At 50.4% G+C, this 16,701-nt stretch carries 13 protein-coding genes; 9 read left to right on the top strand and 4 right to left on the bottom strand.

Annotation, left to right across the window (positions count from 1 at the left end):
• The first annotated feature begins 65 nt into the window (after positions 1-65).
• The 4 genes from AB5Y82_RS12385 to AB5Y82_RS12370 are packed head-to-tail and all read left to right on the top strand — an operon-like array spanning position 66 to position 5,141.
• Positions 66-1,562, top strand: coding sequence for a sugar ABC transporter ATP-binding protein (locus AB5Y82_RS12385; protein ID WP_368174014.1), 1,497 nt, complete (start codon positions 66-68; stop codon positions 1,560-1,562).
• A complete protein-coding gene (locus AB5Y82_RS12380) occupies positions 1,555-2,538 on the top strand; it encodes an ABC transporter permease (RefSeq protein ID WP_368174013.1) in 984 nt (327 codons plus the stop codon). The genes AB5Y82_RS12385 and AB5Y82_RS12380 overlap by 8 nt, the downstream gene beginning before the upstream one ends.
• Entirely contained in the window at positions 2,538-3,497 is a 960-nt protein-coding gene (locus AB5Y82_RS12375; protein WP_368174012.1) for an ABC transporter permease, read from the top strand. The genes AB5Y82_RS12380 and AB5Y82_RS12375 overlap by 1 nt, the downstream gene beginning before the upstream one ends.
• Positions 3,498-3,506: 9 nt before the next feature.
• Entirely contained in the window at positions 3,507-5,141 is a 1,635-nt protein-coding gene (locus tag AB5Y82_RS12370) for an FGGY-family carbohydrate kinase (protein WP_368174011.1), read from the top strand.
• Between the two features lie 194 nt (positions 5,142-5,335).
• On the opposite strand, the gene AB5Y82_RS12365 is transcribed toward AB5Y82_RS12370, so the two are convergent.
• The 3 genes from AB5Y82_RS12365 to AB5Y82_RS12355 form a co-directional block, all read right to left on the bottom strand.
• Positions 5,336-6,313, bottom strand: coding sequence for a Fic family protein (locus AB5Y82_RS12365; protein ID WP_368174010.1), 978 nt, complete (start codon positions 6,311-6,313; stop codon positions 5,336-5,338).
• A 173-nt stretch (positions 6,314-6,486) separates the two neighbouring features.
• The gene (locus AB5Y82_RS12360) at positions 6,487-7,170 is read right to left on the bottom strand and encodes an inovirus Gp2 family protein (RefSeq protein WP_368174009.1); all 684 of its coding nucleotides are present in this window, start codon (positions 7,168-7,170) and stop codon (positions 6,487-6,489) included.
• A gap of 503 nt (positions 7,171-7,673) precedes the next feature.
• Positions 7,674-7,850: an AlpA family transcriptional regulator gene (locus tag AB5Y82_RS12355; RefSeq protein WP_270797021.1), complete on the bottom strand. Its 177-nt coding sequence runs from the start codon at positions 7,848-7,850 to the stop codon at positions 7,674-7,676.
• A gap of 298 nt (positions 7,851-8,148) precedes the next feature.
• Here AB5Y82_RS12355 and AB5Y82_RS12350 point away from each other — a divergent pair, with 298 nt between their 5' ends.
• Positions 8,149-9,117, top strand: coding sequence for a hypothetical protein (locus AB5Y82_RS12350; RefSeq protein ID WP_368174008.1), 969 nt, complete (start codon positions 8,149-8,151; stop codon positions 9,115-9,117).
• Positions 9,118-9,175: 58 nt separating this feature from the next.
• Here AB5Y82_RS12350 and AB5Y82_RS12345 read toward each other — a convergent pair whose 3' ends face one another.
• A complete protein-coding gene (locus tag AB5Y82_RS12345) occupies positions 9,176-10,501 on the bottom strand; it encodes a tyrosine-type recombinase/integrase (RefSeq protein ID WP_368174007.1) in 1,326 nt (441 codons plus the stop codon).
• A gap of 388 nt (positions 10,502-10,889) precedes the next feature.
• Between AB5Y82_RS12345 and AB5Y82_RS12340 the strand changes: the two genes are divergently transcribed.
• The 4 genes from AB5Y82_RS12340 (at position 10,890) to AB5Y82_RS12325 (ending at position 16,696) form a co-directional block, all read left to right on the top strand.
• Positions 10,890-11,774 (top strand): DMT family transporter, encoded by an 885-nt coding sequence (locus tag AB5Y82_RS12340; protein ID WP_150995875.1) that lies wholly within the window; start codon positions 10,890-10,892, stop codon positions 11,772-11,774.
• Positions 11,775-11,879: 105 nt separating this feature from the next.
• A complete protein-coding gene (locus AB5Y82_RS12335; protein WP_368174006.1) occupies positions 11,880-13,817 on the top strand; it encodes a methyl-accepting chemotaxis protein in 1,938 nt (645 codons plus the stop codon).
• Between the two features lie 503 nt (positions 13,818-14,320).
• On the top strand, positions 14,321-15,727 hold the full coding sequence (locus AB5Y82_RS12330) for an OprD family outer membrane porin (RefSeq protein ID WP_040068554.1): 1,407 nt from the start codon (positions 14,321-14,323) through the stop codon (positions 15,725-15,727).
• A gap of 141 nt (positions 15,728-15,868) precedes the next feature.
• Positions 15,869-16,696: an SDR family oxidoreductase gene (locus tag AB5Y82_RS12325; protein ID WP_368174005.1), complete on the top strand. Its 828-nt coding sequence runs from the start codon at positions 15,869-15,871 to the stop codon at positions 16,694-16,696.
• Positions 16,697-16,701 lie beyond the last annotated feature (5 nt).

Here is a 16,701-nt window from a genome sequence, read left to right as displayed (position 1 = left end):
TCTACACCTGACTCACCATTTTTAGAGGCCTGTGGCCGCACATCTGGTTACCTGGCAGGATATTTATGTCCAACGAATTCATTACCCTCAAAAACGTCTCAAAACATTTTGGTTCTGTAAAAGCTCTGAGCAATGTAAATATCAGCTTCAATCGTGGCGAAGTACACTGTTTGGCAGGAAAAAATGGCTGTGGCAAGAGCACTCTATTCAAGGTTATCTCTGGCGTTCACGCGCCAGAAAAAGGCGCCAGTATAATTATCGAGGGTAAGTCATACAGTCGTCTAACTCCCCAAGAGTCGCTCGAACATGGGGTTCAGGTTATTTATCAAGATCTATCTCTTTTCCCGAACCTTACTGTATTTGAGAACATCGCTATGCAGGACCACATTCCGTGGTACAAGGGGTTTGTCAGTACAGTTCGGCTAAAGGAGATTGCCAAACGCGCAATGAAAATAGTGGGGGTTGACCTGCCACTGGATAAACGGGTGGAACAACTCTCTATCGCACAGTGCCAGTTGGTCGCCATCTGTCGTGCCATGGCTGCTGATGCAAAACTTGTGATCATGGATGAACCTACCGCCTCACTGACCCGTAGCGAAGTGAACAACCTTATAAAGGTTGTGGTGGATCTTAAATCCAGAGGGATTACCGTCGTTTTTGTAAGCCACAAGCTCGATGAGGTGATGGAGATCTCTGATCGAATTACAGTTATCCGTGATGGCGAAACTGTTGGGACCTTCGGTGCTGATGAGGTGAATAGCGATGAATTGGCTTTTCTGATGACTGGCCAACGCTTCGAGTTTACGCCTATAGGTGACTTCACTGCCAAAGCAGATGACAGTGATATCCGTCTATCAACAAACCAACTGTCAAAAAAAGGGCAATATCACAATATCGATCTCACATTGCGCGCAGGGGAAATCGTCTCTATTACCGGCCTTTTAGGCTCGGGGCGTAGCGAACTGTGTCTCTCACTATTTGGCATGACTCGTCCTGATAGTGGCACTATTGCCGTCAACGGAGAACCGGTTTGTTTCAACAACAACCGGGATGCAATTGCCAAGGGGATCGGCTATGTGTCCGAAGATCGTATGTCTACAGGACTGGTGATGGCCCAAAGCATCGCCGATAATACCACTGCAACAGTTCTATCCAAGCTATCAAACAACGGTTTACTAGATCATGACAAAGCCAAATCCTTGGTCAGTAGACTCATCACTTCCCTGGCGATTAAAGTCGCAGATCCCGCACTGCCTGTTACCAGCCTTTCTGGCGGGAATGCACAGCGTATCGCTATTGCTAAGTGGATTGCTGCAGATCCTCAGATACTGATCTTGGATTCACCGACAGTCGGTGTCGATATCGCTAATAAGGAGAGTATCTATCAAATTGCCAAAGATCTGGCTGCTCAAGGCATGGCAATACTAATGGTCAGCGATGAAATTCCCGAGGTTTATTACAACAGCCACAGAGTTATTGTGATGAAAGAAGGTTATTTTACTCATGAGTTTAAACCCTCCTGCTGTACCGAATTAGAAATTATGGAGGCGGTTAATGCTTAATATTAAAAATTATATCAAGCACCACGAGTTTTATCTGGCACTGCTGATCATTGTGTTGATTATTGGCCTGAGTGCCACGACAACAGACTTTATGACTCTGGGTAATATTTTTGATATGACGGTCAGCTCAGCCATTCTTTGCATCATGGCTTGTGGATTGTTTGTTGTTTTGATCGCAGGAGGAATTGATATTTCTTTCCCTGCAACTGCAGCTATTTCCCAGTATGTGATGGCCAGCTATATCCTCGCCAATGGCGGAAATTTCGTTATAGCCTTTGCTATCGCAGCAGCAGTTGGGATAGCGCTGGGCATCCTTAACGCGACCTTAGTTTATCGGCTCAAGGTCCCCGCAATTATCATCACTATAGCAATGCTAAATGTCTATTTTGGTTTGCTGATTTACTTCAGTAATGGCGAATGGCTCTATGGTTTTCCAGACTGGTTTATGGAAGGGGCTGAAGTGCTTAGTTTTAGCGGTAGTGATGGCTATGATTATGGACTTAACCTCCCAATCATGGTGCTGCTTGCCTCCGTAGCATTGACCTCTTTGCTTATGAATAAAACCCGAATTGGTCGCCAGATCTATGCGATGGGTGGTAATAGTGATGCGGCTGGTCGCGTTGGCATCAATTTGTTCGGTCTTAATTTGTTTGTCTATGGCTATATGGGCGCCTTGGCTGGCATTGCTGCTGTGGTACAGACCCAAATTACGCAGTCAGTAGCACCTAACTCGCTAATGGGGTTTGAGTTAACTGTATTGGCCGCAGTGGTATTGGGTGGGGCCAGCATGACTGGCGGAAAAGGCTCCTTGCTCGGCGTTATCCTGGGCGTGGCATTGCTGGCGATCCTCAAGAATGGGTTAACGCTCTTGGGTGTACCTTCCTACTGGCATACGGTGGTCACAGGTCTAATCATCCTTTTGAGTATCAGCATTACTGCACTGAATGAACAACAGCAAGCGAAGCAGGAGGCTTGATGTACACGCTAATTAATACCTTAAAACTGCCGACTGACAGAAACATCCGCTACTTACTGGTGATCATGGTTGCCATTCTGGTTCTGATGGCTGTTAGTTCAGGTAGTGCCTTTTTTTCCTTGGCAAATCTACAGTCCATGTCATCCCAAATGCCACTGCTGGGCATACTGGCACTGGCTATGATGGTGTGTATGCTGACCGGAGGGATCAACCTCTCAATTATCGCAACCACGAATGCTTGCGCATTAGTGATGGCCAGCGTAATCACCCAAAGCCCAGACAGCTATTTAGTACTGATAACCGCACTGGCTGCAGGTTTCGCTACCGCGGTTGTAGTAGGACTGGCCAATGGTTTCCTGATTGCCTATGTGGGCGTCTCTCCTATCCTTGCCACTCTGGGCATGATGACCTTTATCAACGGCCTGAACGTGCTGATCTCCGGAGGCAGCGTGATCTCCGGATTCCCTGATGCTTTGTTGGCACTGGGCAATGGAAATGTGCTCGGGGTTCCCATGCCACTGGTGTTGTTTGGCCTGTTTGCCTTGGGACTGTGGGCAATGCTGGAACACACCCCTCTGGGCAGGGCGATTTATCTGATCGGCTCCAATGAAAAAGCCAGCCGCTTTTCCGGCATCAATACCCAAAAATCCCTGATGTATGTCTATATGGTCTCTTCGATCCTGTGCTGGGTGGCAGCCCTGATCATGATGGCCAAGTTTAACTCTGCCAAAGCAGGCTATGGCGAATCATACCTGCTAGTCGCCATCCTTGCCTCCGTACTGGGGGGGATCAATCCAGATGGGGGATTTGGTCGCATTATCGGCATCAGCCTGGCCTTGGCTGTATTACAGACTCTCGAGAGTGGTCTCAACCTGCTTGGGGTGTCCAGTTATCTGACCATGGCACTGTGGGGGGGCATCCTCATTCTTTTCATCGCCCTGCAAAAGTACAAAGCATAGGAACCAATTATGAGCAGTTTTTTTATCGGTGTGGACGTCGGCAGCGGCAGTGCTCGGGCTGGAGTATTTGATATTTATGGCCGTAAGGTGGGTGAGGCTAAACGCAATATTCAGATCTTCAAACCCAAGGCTAATTTCGTTGAACAGTCGTCCGATGATATTTGGCAATGTGTCTGTATGGCAGTGCGTGACGCAGTCTCCCAAGCCAACATTGAACCTATTCAGGTCAAAGGAGTTGGTTTCGATGCCACTTGCTCCCTGGTAGTCCTGGACCAGCAAGGCCATCCACTGACAGTAAGTCCTACTGGTCGTCGCGAACAGAACATCATTATGTGGATGGATCATCGTGCCATCGCTCAAGCTGACCGAATCAACGCCGGTGAGCACTCGGTACTTGCCTTCGTCGGGAATACCATCTCCCCCGAAATGCAGACACCAAAGTTGTTGTGGCTGAAAGAAAATATGTCATCCACTTGGTCAAAGGCTGGCTATTTCTTCGATCTGCCCGATTTTCTCACTTGGAAGGCCACTGGCGATAATAGTCGCTCCTTATGCTCAACAGTATGCAAATGGACCTACAGAGGGCATGAAGGAAAATGGGATAAAGGATTCTTTGAATCTATCGGCCTAGCGGATTTGCTACAACATGACGCCCGTTCCATTGGCTCTGACATTCTTCCTATGGGACAGCCCGTGGGTAACGGCCTGACACGACAGGCGGCCCAAGAGTTGGGGCTGGTGATCGGCACCCGGGTTGGCACCTCCATCATTGATGCTCATGCTGGTGGTATCGGCGTTTTGGGGGCTGCTGGAATGACTGGGGAGGCTGCTGACTTTAATAAACGTCTGGCATTGATCGGGGGCACCTCTTCTTGCCACATGGCAGTATCTAAAACGGCACGTTTTATCGACGGTATTTGGGGTGCCTATTACAGTGCAATGATCCCGGGTTATTGGCTCAATGAGGGCGGTCAGTCTGCTACCGGTGCGCTCATCGACCACATGATTACCGCTCATCCCTATCATGAGCAGGCCCTCACACAAGCCGAAGCCGCAGGCCTAACTATCTATGAACTGTTGAATGACCAACTGCTTAGTCTTGCTGGCAACAAGGAGGACATTGCCTTCCTGACCAAGGACCGCCATGTCTTGCCCTATTTCCATGGAAACCGCTCACCCCGAGCTAACCCGCATCTGACGGGGTCCATGACGGGGTTAACCATGAACCGGACTCTCGAGGATATGGCATTGCAATATCTGGCCACCATTCAAGCCATTGCCTTAGGTACACGACACATCATTGAAGTCAAAAATGCAGCTGGGTACGAGATCGATACCATCATGGGTTGCGGTGGTGGCACCAAAAACCCGGTATTCATCCAAGAGCACGCAAATGCGACTGGCTGTGCCATGTTGCTACCTGAAGAAAGTGAAGCTGTATTGTTGGGCTCAGCCATGTTGGGGGCTGTTGCGGCAGGCTTTTATACCGATATCCCTGACGCTATGAATGGAATGAGCCGTATCGGCAAGACCGTTACGCCGCAGGCTACCAAGATCAAGCGTTATTACGATGCCAAGTACAGCGTGTTCCAGCAGATGTATGAAGATGATCGTCACTATAAATCGATGATGGCCGACTTCTGAGGAACACCCACGTAAAGCTAAGCAGCAAAGCGGTATCAGCCGCTTTGCTGTTTTTATGCTGATGACTCTGTCACCGTCGATAACAGATTGGTACCGAGTGAAATCTATATCACCGTCATCCATACCATCGGCAGGCAGGGAAGACCTGCCGGTGGAGAGGTAGTCCTGAGTCGGTTAGTTGCGGGGCTAGGTGGTTACACATCAGGATCCAATACTTCCCAACGTCCGTTCTTACGCGGCCCAACAAAACGTAATCGCCCGTCTTTGACCAGCATGGCAACAGCTCTCTCCACGGTACTGGTCGATTTGCCAATCCGCTCTGCGACTTGCTTGAGCGTTATGGTCGGCTCAGCCGTCAGTTCCGCCAAGATGGCATGGGGGGTTTTGAGCCGCTTTTCTACCTGCGTTTCAACCTTCATTTCTACCCGCATTTTCTCCTGATGAGGTGATACTGCTGCAGGTTGAATCGCAATCGCTTGGGCCAGCGCATCGCGCAGTGCTTCCAGTAAAAAGAGGATGAACTCGGTACAATCACTGCGACTATCAGCCTGACTTAGCTGCTGATAGTAGTGATCTTGCCGTGCCTTAATGACCGTCTCCACGGGTAAGAATGCCATTACAGGCTGCCAGCGGTTCAAGGTCACCGTCTGCCATAAACGTCCCATCCGACCATTTCCATCCGCAAAGGGATGAATAAACTCCAACTCATAATGCAAGGCACAGGAAGCGATCAGCGGATGAGCCTCGGTCTCAGCCAGCCAAGTCAATAGCTGTCCCATCAGACGAGGGACCTGGTTCGCAGGGGGAGCCATATGTACTAACTGCTCGCCTCGATAGATACCTACACCACCGCTACGCCAGTGACCCGCATCATCACAGAGTCCACGCATCAGGAGTCTGTGAGCACCGAGTAGATCATCAGCGGAAGCCGGATCCCAATCAGGAATTGCTTCATAGGCCGCAAACGCATTACGGACCTCTTGGATTTCCCGTGGAAGCCCAAGCACCGTCCTCCCCTCAATCACTGCCGTCACCTGCTCGACACTCAGGGTATTGTGCTCTATAGCCAGCGAGGCTTGGATGGTGCGGATCCGGTTCTCTCGACGCAGCATCGGCACCTGGGAGCTCTGAGCAAACCGCCACTGCCCCACCAACTCGGCGATCTCAGCCACTCGACTCAGCAGACGTGGGTCAGGGTGAAGGGAGGTGACAGGCTGCCATGGGTTACTCCAACTAATGCGATAACAAATGAAGGATTAGCTTAACAGATCCGGGAGTAGATTCTCCCGAATTGAATTTAAATGGCCAAGCATCCCCGCTAGGGCCAGTGAATTAAGTGTGAACATTACCTTATCAATTGACTACGCCCAAAATTACGGCTGTTTCGTACTTTCGTGCGTAATTTAAATAAATACGCGGTCCTCTCCAAGAATTTATAAAATTTCTCATTGTGTAGGTCAGCATCTCGGCGATCAAATCGATACTCTGCATCATCAGGGAAATGTACCAAAGACGCATAATCAGGGTATGCGAGCCTCAAGGCACTACACCAAGCTTTACGGATACGCATAGCCATGTTATCTCCATCGAGATTAGAGTAGTCCCCAAGATGTCCGTAATCATCTCGATTAAATAGTAGCACCACGTGATAATGAGGATACTGGCTTGTTACTTGCTCCTTCACCCAGATAAATCCCAAGAAGAATGGTTTACCCGTCTTACCCTTACGGTGACGTGCCGCCTGTATTTGGCTTTTTAGTGAAGCTATAAATCGCTTAATAACCTTTTCCTCCTCTACCTCCGGTGGAAAACTTGTCGGCATGTCCGGATCATCCATAACTGGTATCTGGGGAAAGCGTAGGTCAACACGCACTGCAAACACTCGTGGGTGTTTATTCAAGAAGTTAGCAATTACCTCCACGGATGTTTTCAACTGTTCAAAAGATATTGAACCATACTTAGCCTCAGCCACAACTCGTAAGTTTTCTAGCTCGTCGGCTATTAAATGATACCCGACTTTTGATTTCATATAAGTTCCTATAGCACGCATGGAATACCTATACCCGTTGGTTAGATACTCAGGTGACTTCACTTATCCTAATTAATGAGGATTGCTACGTAAAACTTTACGGACAACTGATACTGTTCTCTCTTATCAAACCACTAGGTTGATATACCAACCTGCATTTAGCACTCTGTGCATTACATATACTTTGCTATGCAGAACAATACAGCCAATGGCTTATATCTGATGTACAAGCCTGATGTGCATCTGATTGGTATACACGATGTGTATATATCACATATTCTCGTTCACATACCCTGTGATACACTCTGATGGTGTATCACTCTCACCCTCGATATATCTCCTGCCCCCTCTACCTTGTTATACACCTTGTGTGTATATGTAATACTATTACCGAACTGAGCGACATTCTAAATCGCCGAGAAAAGCTTGGTTATTTTCGATAAGCGCTCGATAATGCCGAGCATTAAGACAAAGAATTTACTCTGAACTTAGCTCGATACCTCCTATCTGGAAGATGCCTTCAAATCAATCCATTCAATTACTTCACACAGCTTCCAAGCGACCGCACGAGGCCCTAAAGGAATGGCACCTGGAAATTCCCCTTTACTCATCAAGCGATAAATAGTCGCTTTGGATAACGTCGTAATTTCCGTGACTTCTTTGAGTTTTATTAGTTTCACTTTTTTGGTCCAGCTATTTGCTCATAGCTGGACCAGCGATGTTAAAAATTACAAACCACGCTTCACACATTACGCTCCAACAACTGACAAGGTGCATACATGGCATGTGATCATGCCAACCAAATTTAGGTCCAGCCCATTAATAATGGCGCTTCCATCTCATAAACCCCAGTGCTAACATGGCATCACGCCAACATAAGACCACAACAAACACTTGAAAAACGCTACTAAAAAACACACACTAATGCACTAATAAAACCACGATAATAACTACAATGTAGATCAGAGGTAATGTTCCATGGCTGTTACTGAATATGGTGTTGATATAAAAGTTTTAAAGAAATTAGATAGTCCTATTTTTGTGGATTATCTCTGGTATAGAACAGGACAAATTAATCATGCATCACCTGCAGACACTCCACCACACCCCATGTTAATGAAGTATTTAGCGCGCGCTTGCAAAGAACCTAGCGCTGACGTATTTATGCGTAACTACAATCCAAGAGATGAAAATCCTTTTGAGCTTCAAAGGTGGATATGTACTTTAGAAAACGAATTTCATGAAAAATGTCTTACAGAAAAAAATTTTGACTGGCTAGAAAATAAAAACACTCGGTTAAATTGCTTCATATGGAGACTAATTAGTCACATTACTATACGAGATGATAGCAGAGACCAAATATTAGATAAAAACTATGACTTTGTTATCCACCAATCATTGGTTGATGAAAACATAAAAATTCACACCAGCATGGATAGCAAAAAAAACAGCAACGTAAGCATGCAGAATATAATATCAACCATCAATAGACTCCCTTGCAATAAAGCAGCAAAAGAAAAGCTAGCACGAGCTATATCTGGATTTTCTGAATCAATAATGAAAAATGATGAAATTACAGCTTGGTTTAAAAAACACAATAAAGACAAAGTTTCATGGTTACACCATTACCTAGAACATAAAAGAATAGATTACACACCACTAGTGCTAAATAGCACTGCGGCTCAAAAAGATGATCTCATTTCATTTTTTGATGTTTTAAGCGTCGTCAATATAGACAGGTACAAACTTCTAGTTTCCAACATCAAAAAGGCATGGAGCCAAAAAGTATATCGCGATAAAAATTTAGAGAAAAAACAATACAGTATTAACATGAGCAAAGACATAGGCGATATTCTTGACGAACTAAGCCAAGTAGAAAACAAAAATAAAAATGCTATCATAGAAGAATTGATTAGAGAAGCATACGCAAAACAGTGTTCAATATAAATAAAATGGACTAAATGATAAAATCATTTAGTCCATCACTCAACATTATCATAGCCACTTACTTTCTATTAAAACTCAACTTCACAACGTTATTGAATACTGTTTCAGCAACAGGCTCTTGCATCACCTCATCAGCTACCAGTCTCCCCCAATTAATCCAGACAAGTCGGGTTTTCTCGGCATGACGTGAGCGGTGATAAGTTCTAATAAGTTTGTTAATGGGTGTGTGATTCAAGCAAAGCTCAATTACCCTTTCCTCAGTATCCAGTCTTTCCGCCCAGTTAGTTGCAGCACTTCGACGTAAATCATGAATAGTAAATGGCTCCATATCAGATAGAGAGCGAGCAATGAATCGTCTTAGTGCTCGTGTAATTGAATCGACTAATATTGGCTCTATTTCATCTGTTTTTGGCCGATCTGATTCAAATACAAAATCACCATTGGAATACTGTCCCTGAACTTCAATTACTGATCTTGCTTGAGGAGAAATAAAGACTGTATGAGCTCTACCATTTTTCGTTTCTGGAATGGTCCATATATCATCTTTGATCTGTGAAAAACGCATATTGGCGACTTCACTACGCCGACATCCGGTCAGTATCAATAGCTTGATCGCATTCGCTGCAGGCAGAGAAATAGTGGCATGGCGAGAAACGCCCCGTCCCCCAGCAGCCAGGCTGCCGCCGCTCCCCAAGTCCTCATCAATGGCCTTCCATAACCTGCGCAATTCGGGGACAGTCAGCCAACGCTCTCTTGGAGCCCCTGCGCTGGCGCCAAAATCTTTTGGCCGTAATAGCCTTGCCGGGTTAGCTTCAATCAGGCAGTGAACCACCGCATAATCCAACATCTGATTCAGCGTTCCCAACCCCTTACGGGTTTCGTCTTTTGTTGCGCGCCTAGTTATCTCTAACGCTTGTGCCAAGTGGGCACGAGTCAGATCGATTAAGCGAATATTGCCCAGGGTCTTCTTGAGATGACGATTCCAACGATCCTGATGACATTGGAGGGTTTTGGGTTTGACGACCTGAGCAACACGTTGCGCATCGAGCCATCGTCCGAGTAACTCATCCATCGTCAGAGCCGTTTCATTTTTAGCCTTTTCTTGTGCCGCAAACTTGGTGGGGTCAATGCCCCGCTTCACAAGCTGCACGGCTTTCCCATGCTCCTCTCTAGCTTTAGCCAGAGTCAGGGCAGGATAACTCCCCAGCAACAATTCGCCTTCACTACCACCAATCTTGAAGCGATATACAAAACGCTTGAGGCCACTTTCACGGATTTCTATTTTGAGCCCACCACCATGCTTCGATTGAATCGCATAGCGCTTAACTTTAACACCTTCAACTGGCTTGAGTGACGAGACCTCCAAGTCTTTACTTATCGCCATCCGTACCCCTCCTCGTACCCCTCCAACGCAGTGCATTGGAGTGAGACTTCATGAAACCACTGGATACAAACATATTAAGTAACATGCTGTTTTTAATCAAAATATAATCTCAGATAAAACCAACTGATTCTATATGAAACTAATAACATCTAGACTCCTAAGGGACAGGCCACTGGTTCGACTCCAGTCGGGAGCGCCATATAAAACAAGGGGTTAGCATCGCCATGATGCTAACCCCTTGGTCGTTTTTGGCGACAATGAATCCGACCATCCAACCGTAATGACCCTCTCCTTTCTGCGTTCAGAGCATGCGCTCTCTCTGATAGACTGCTTCTCTTTGGCTTGTCTTTGAGGCCAAGCCCTGTTTCATCTTGCAAAGGAGTGTTGGATGTCCGGATGTTCCTGGTGGGATAGGTCCACCGGTTTTGCACTGCTGACCATTGTGCTGTGGGCCTCGCTGGCGGCGCTGACGTCACGGGTCACCAGCGTGTCACCACTGGTGCTGGTCGGGCTGGTGCTGTTTTTCTGCGGGGTTGGGGCTTTGCCGTTTTGGCGCCAATGGCGCGCTCGTCCTATTACCTGGCTGGTGACGGTTACGGCATTGCTGCTCTACCATCTGCTGCTCTTTATGAGCTTTCGCCATGCCCCGGTGCTGGAGGCCAACCTCATCAACTACCTCTGGCCGCTCTGCATCATTCTGTTCACCCCGCTGTTGTTGCCCGGCCATCCACTCCATGCCCATCACCTGCTGGCTGGCGCCTTTGGTCTGGCGGGTTCCATGCTGGTGATGGTCGATGGCGAGCTGCAACTGCAGCAGGCCTATCTGCCGGGATACCTGTTGGCGCTCGGTGCAGCTGTCGTCTGGGGAGCCTACTCGGTATTATCACGCCGTCTGCCGCCAGCCCCCGCCGTGGTCACTGCGGCAGCCTGTCTGCCCGCGGGTTTGCTGGCGCTGCTGCTTGCCCGTCTGCTGGAGGGGCCCCTGCCGCTCGCGCAGATCCCCACCAGTGACTGGAGCCTCATCATTGGGCTGGCGCTGGGCCCTATGGGGGCGGCCTTTGTGACCTGGTATCTGGCACTGCGAGACGGCGATCCACGCCGGATCGGTGCCCTTGCCTACCTGACACCGCTGCTGAGTACCTTGCTGCTGGTGTTGCTCAATGGAGAAACGCTGACTTCGCGCCATCTGCTGGCCGGTGCACTTATCATGGGAGGCGCCCTGCTCGGTATGCTTGGCCAACGCAACAGCGCTCAGGTATCCCCAGCCAGTTAAGCCGGCAAGATAGGACCACCTGACCATGCTGTCATAAAAACGCCATCATCCCTGTTTAGGCTCTGGCCACGCTCCCCCATGGTCTGTGCTGACAGGAATTACCCCGTGAAAATCGCCCATTACGCCACCCTCTCCTCCCTTGTTTTGTTACTGGTCGCGGGAGGACAGGCGCTGGCCCTCTACCACGGCTGGCAACAGCTTGCCCGTACCAATCAGGCCCAGCATCAGCACGAGACGCTGCAACAACTGGTGACAGTGACCCTGCAAAACAGCCTGCGTGACTACCTCAACAGCGGCGATCCACAGCAACTGACCGCTGCGGAGAAGATCCGCCAGCAAGCGCTTTCCTCGCTGACCACTCAGGATGATGCCGTGGCGGCCCCGCTCAGGCAGCAACTCGAACAGATGGGGCAGCGCATCGCACACGACTATCAGGCCGCAGGCAAGCTCTCGGGCAACAGCCAGCTGCTGCTGCAAAATGCGGAGAGTGAGCTGGGCAGCCAGGCCATGGCGCTGATCCGCTATGGGGAGCAAGGCGCCAGCGCGGAACAATCTACCGCGGCACAGCAATATCGCCGCGGTGCGGCCGAAATCCTGGCGGGCCTGCCGCGCCTCGCCCATTTGCGCCAAAGCTATATGGAGCAGGGCAATGAGAAGCTGCTCGAAGGGATCCGCTTTGAGCTGGAGGCACTGCAAAAACAGGCGCAAGCGCTGCAAGCCTTGCCGCTGATCGGCCTGTATGAAGAGGCGCCCGCCGATGAGTTCACGCTGGGGGAGCCGGTACGCAAGGAGCTGGGAGATCAACCGCGCAGCGAATTACGCTCACTGCTGGGCCGCTATCCGCAGGAGCTGGCCAACAGCCGCACGGCGCTACAACAGCAACAGGCTGGCCGCCAGACCGTGCAGCAAGACATCATGGCCATGTTGCAAGCGACCAGACAGATGGGGGAACAACTTGCCCGCGAACGGCAAGCCGTCAATCAGGAGCTGGCCACCATCCTCGGTACGCTGGCGCTTTGCCTGGTGATAGTCGCCCTGCTGTTTGCGCTGGTGCAACGACGTTGGCTGCTCACCCCCTTGTTGCGACTGCGCGGAGCTTTTATGCAACTCGATCAGACGGGGCAGGCCGAGCCGTTGCCTACCGGGCGCGATCGCAACGAGCTGGCCGATATTGTTGCCAGCTACAATCGGCTGATCGGTCGCCTGCAACTGGACCAACAACAAAAAGAGGGGCAGCTGTCAGCGGTATCCCTCAGTCTGCAAGGGATGGTCAGTCAGGTTGACGAGATCCACCACAGCACCCGCACTACCGAACAGGTGGTCGACGAGAGCGGCCAGATGATGGATGAGCTGAACCAGCTGGCCGGAGAGGTCCATCAGGTCGCCGCCGACATCGCCCAGCATGCCCACCATAACGAACAGGCGATGAGCCAGAGCGAAGATCTGGTGGGGAGCATGCTACACGCCACTCATCAGACAGGACTGGCGATTGACGAGAGCGATGAGGCGCTGCAAGCCCTCACCCGCTCGGTTGCCGATGTGACGGCCATTGTCGATGTGATCGGTCATATCGCTCAGCAAACCAACTTGCTGGCCCTCAACGCCGCCATCGAAGCGGCCCGCGCAGGGGAACAGGGACGCGGTTTTGCCGTGGTTGCCGATGAAGTGCGCCACCTCTCGGCCAATACCCAGCAATCCCTCAACCAGATCACCGATATTCTGGGGCGCCTGACCCAATCTGGTGAACAACTTGGCACTGTACTGAACCGGATCACCAGCGAATCAAGCCGCCAGCGGGCGCAGGCGGAACAACTGCGCCAGACTACCCAGGCAGTGAGGGAGATCGCCCGCAACACCGCAGTGATCGCCCTGCAGGGGGCCGACAACGCCAAAAGTCAGGAACACAAACTGGCCAGTTTTGCCGATCTGATCGCCCGTATCCATCAGCATGCCCGTCAGGTGAGTCAGCTCTCGGTGCAGGTCTCCTCCCATATCCACCATCAGGCGCAGCAGATCCCCCGCATCCTCGGCCAGCAAGGCTGACCCCTATTCGCCCCACATCTTTGCCAGATCACTTTCCCTCGACCAGAGGGAAAGTTTTTTTGTAGCACAAAATTATCTGTTATCGGCAGGTTAACTGACACCTCTTCCCCCGTACCGGATGAAAACCCGCACTGGCGCTGGCCGCAGCCTCAAGAAAACGCTCTCATCACCGTGATACCTGCCATGAGGCTGTTTACGACCTTGCCCATGATTATTTGCACTCGGTCATACTTTTGAAACGTTGAGGGAACTTTTCATTGATATTTCGCACCGCGAACGTACTCTTGGGGTTGTCCGATAGCCAAGAATCGGAACATAAAAAAACAACATGTGATGATCAGGACTGCCAACTACAGATGTGCCAAGACATCCGGGTTTGCAGGTAGCCAAGACAAGATTTTTTGCCCTTCGGGGCTTTGATTGCAATGCCAATACCGAGCGGTAGGCCCGATGCCAACTGCCGGAAAAAAAAAGCTAAGTCCATAAAATCAGGAGCAATAAAAATGGAAAAAGTGATCTTCAAGCGCGCCGCTTTGAGTGCCGCTGTGGTAGCCGCTCTGGTCGCCCCCGGTATGGCGTTGGCAGCTCAGGATATGATGAGCCCGGAATACGGCCAGTCCTATGAAACCTTCGTTAAAGACTCCAAACTGACCGGCGGTCTGTTCTACTTCCAGCGTGATCGTCAGCGCATCCAAGGTGGCGCTACTGGCGATGGAAAATATCATTCCAATCTTAGCCATGGTACCGCTCAAGCCGCACTGAACTTTAACTCGGGTTATGCGTGGAACTTTATCGGTCTGGATCTGGGTGGATTTGGTGCCTACGATCTCTCCATCGATGAAAGTAATGGTGTTAACGAAGAAAACGAGTTCAGCTTCATTGGCAGACAATGGGGCGAAAAAATGGATAATTTATCCGAAAATGGATTTAGCTTGTCTAATGCCGCGCTTAAGTTCAATTTTGGTAACACTGGCGTCACCGCAAAAGGTGGTTATACCCAGCTTTACGTTCCCGGAGTGATCGGTGTTAACTGGTCCTATCAACCAGGTACCTATCGTGGTGGCCAAGTCGAAGGCAACTTTGGCGGTCTCTACCTTACTTACGCAATTGCCGATGAATACAAGGCACCGTGGTTTAAAGAGACTGCTGGTTTCTCTAAAAAGACTATGTATGCGGGCAGTTCAGCATTTAGCGATGAAAACAGCATCGACTATATCCACGGTTTAGCTGCTCGTTATACCTTCGAAAATGGCACTGCCGTGACTGGTTCCTTCGGTCAGTCCGAAGGCTATATGGACAGCTACCACTTCAAACTGGCTCACAAGTTTGACGTGCTAGGCGGCCTCTCCACCAGTTATCAATTCTACGGCTCTGAAACCGAAAACAATGACTACGATGGGCTGGCATGGCAGCAAGCTTTGACTGCTGCATGGAACTACGCCCAATATGGCTTCCGCTTGGAAGGGCTGTGGACCAAAGCGGAAGGGGCTTTAGGTAACTACCTGCCTCGCTTGACTACAGGTTACGCAAACTCTCAAGGCGCCAACGAAATTTGGTGGGATTCCCGCTCTGACTGGAACAACCACAACGAGAAGGCATTGTTCGCCGGCGTAACACGTTCTCTGGATGATCTTGTAGGCGCGCCAGGCTGGGCAGTTGGTGTATCCGGTGCCTATGGTTGGGATGCTGAGAATCCCACTACAGGTCTGAAAAATGGGGAAGAGTGGGCTGCCAACTTCGATGTCATGTACACCGTACAAGATGGCAAGTTGAAAGGCACCCTGTTCAAACTGCACTTCACCGACTATAACAACAAGCAAGATGAACTGGGTAGCTGGGCTTATCCCAACATGTTTACCTCCGAGCGTGACGTCAAGTTCCACATAATTGCTCCGTTTACCATCATGTAATCAGGCAATACGATGTCAGCAAACCGGGCCACTTGGCCCGGTTTTCTTTTTGCCGGTTGGCAAGCTAACATGCGAGCCGGATAAGAATTTTACCCGCTCACCTGCCCACACGCTTTTGTCAGCAGTCACAAGGACGCCATCATGCCCCGTTTTGTTCTGATCACCGGTTGTTCCAGCGGTATTGGCCTCGCCGCCGCACAGGCGCTCGGGCAGCACGGTTTTACCGTGATCGCCTCGGCGCGCAAGGCGGAAGATGTGGCCCGTTTGCAGCAACAGGGATTGCTGGCAGTTCAGCTGGATCTGGCGGACCCTGCTTCCATCGAACTGGGGGCCAGTGCGGCGCTCCATCTGGCAGGCGGGCGCCTCTATGGCCTGTTCAACAATGGCGCTTATGGCCAACCCGGGGCGCTGGAAGATCTGCCCACCGAGGCGCTCAGGGAACAATTCAATACCAACCTGTTTGGCTGGCACCATCTGATCCGTCAGGTGCTGCCTCCGATGCTGGAAGCCAAAGAGGGGCGGATAGTGCAGAACAGCTCGGTTCTGGGACTGGTTGCCATGAAGTATCGCGGCGCCTACAACGCCAGCAAATTTGCGCTGGAAGGTTATAGCGACACTCTGCGCCTCGAACTGGCGGGTAGCGGGGTACATATCAGCCTGATTGAACCGGGCCCCATCGATACCTGTTTTCGTGCCAATGCCCGCAGCGCCTTCTTGCGGCACATCGATCCGGCCCAGAGCCGTCATCAGTCGGCCTACCGCCAAACCCTGACGCGGCTGGAAAAAGAGGGGGCCACCAGCGGCTTTACCCTCCCGAGCGAAGCCTGCATCCCGCCGCTGCTCCATGCGCTGACCCACGCCCATCCCAAGGCACGCTATCCGGTGACCACGCCAACCCGGCTGTTTGCCTTCTTGCGACGGGTATTGCCCACTCGCTGGCTCGATAAACTGCTGGCCAAATCGGCCTGATCCCG

The organism is Aeromonas sp. s13, from assembly GCF_040907905.1.
GTDB lineage: Bacteria > Pseudomonadota > Gammaproteobacteria > Enterobacterales > Aeromonadaceae > Aeromonas > Aeromonas veronii.
This window is presented reverse-complemented; position numbering and strand designations above follow the sequence as displayed.

What these genes read in the sequence shown, in the direction of transcription:
- AB5Y82_RS12370 (WP_368174011.1), top strand. Translation starts at nt 3,507, where the DNA reads ATGAGCAGTTTTTTTATCGGTGTGGACGTCGGCAGCGGCAGTGCTCGG.
- AB5Y82_RS12340 (WP_150995875.1), top strand. Translation starts at nt 10,890, where the DNA reads ATGTCCGGATGTTCCTGGTGGGATAGGTCCACCGGTTTTGCACTGCTG.
- AB5Y82_RS12375 (WP_368174012.1), top strand. Translation starts at nt 2,538, where the DNA reads ATGTACACGCTAATTAATACCTTAAAACTGCCGACTGACAGAAACATC.
- AB5Y82_RS12345 (WP_368174007.1), bottom strand. Translation starts at nt 10,501, where the DNA reads ATGGCGATAAGTAAAGACTTGGAGGTCTCGTCACTCAAGCCAGTTGAA.
- AB5Y82_RS12380 (WP_368174013.1), top strand. Translation starts at nt 1,555, where the DNA reads ATGCTTAATATTAAAAATTATATCAAGCACCACGAGTTTTATCTGGCA.
- AB5Y82_RS12360 (WP_368174009.1), bottom strand. Translation starts at nt 7,170, where the DNA reads ATGAAATCAAAAGTCGGGTATCATTTAATAGCCGACGAGCTAGAAAAC.
- AB5Y82_RS12350 (WP_368174008.1), top strand. Translation starts at nt 8,149, where the DNA reads ATGGCTGTTACTGAATATGGTGTTGATATAAAAGTTTTAAAGAAATTA.
- AB5Y82_RS12325 (WP_368174005.1), top strand. Translation starts at nt 15,869, where the DNA reads ATGCCCCGTTTTGTTCTGATCACCGGTTGTTCCAGCGGTATTGGCCTC.
- AB5Y82_RS12330 (WP_040068554.1), top strand. Translation starts at nt 14,321, where the DNA reads ATGGAAAAAGTGATCTTCAAGCGCGCCGCTTTGAGTGCCGCTGTGGTA.
- AB5Y82_RS12385 (WP_368174014.1), top strand. Translation starts at nt 66, where the DNA reads ATGTCCAACGAATTCATTACCCTCAAAAACGTCTCAAAACATTTTGGT.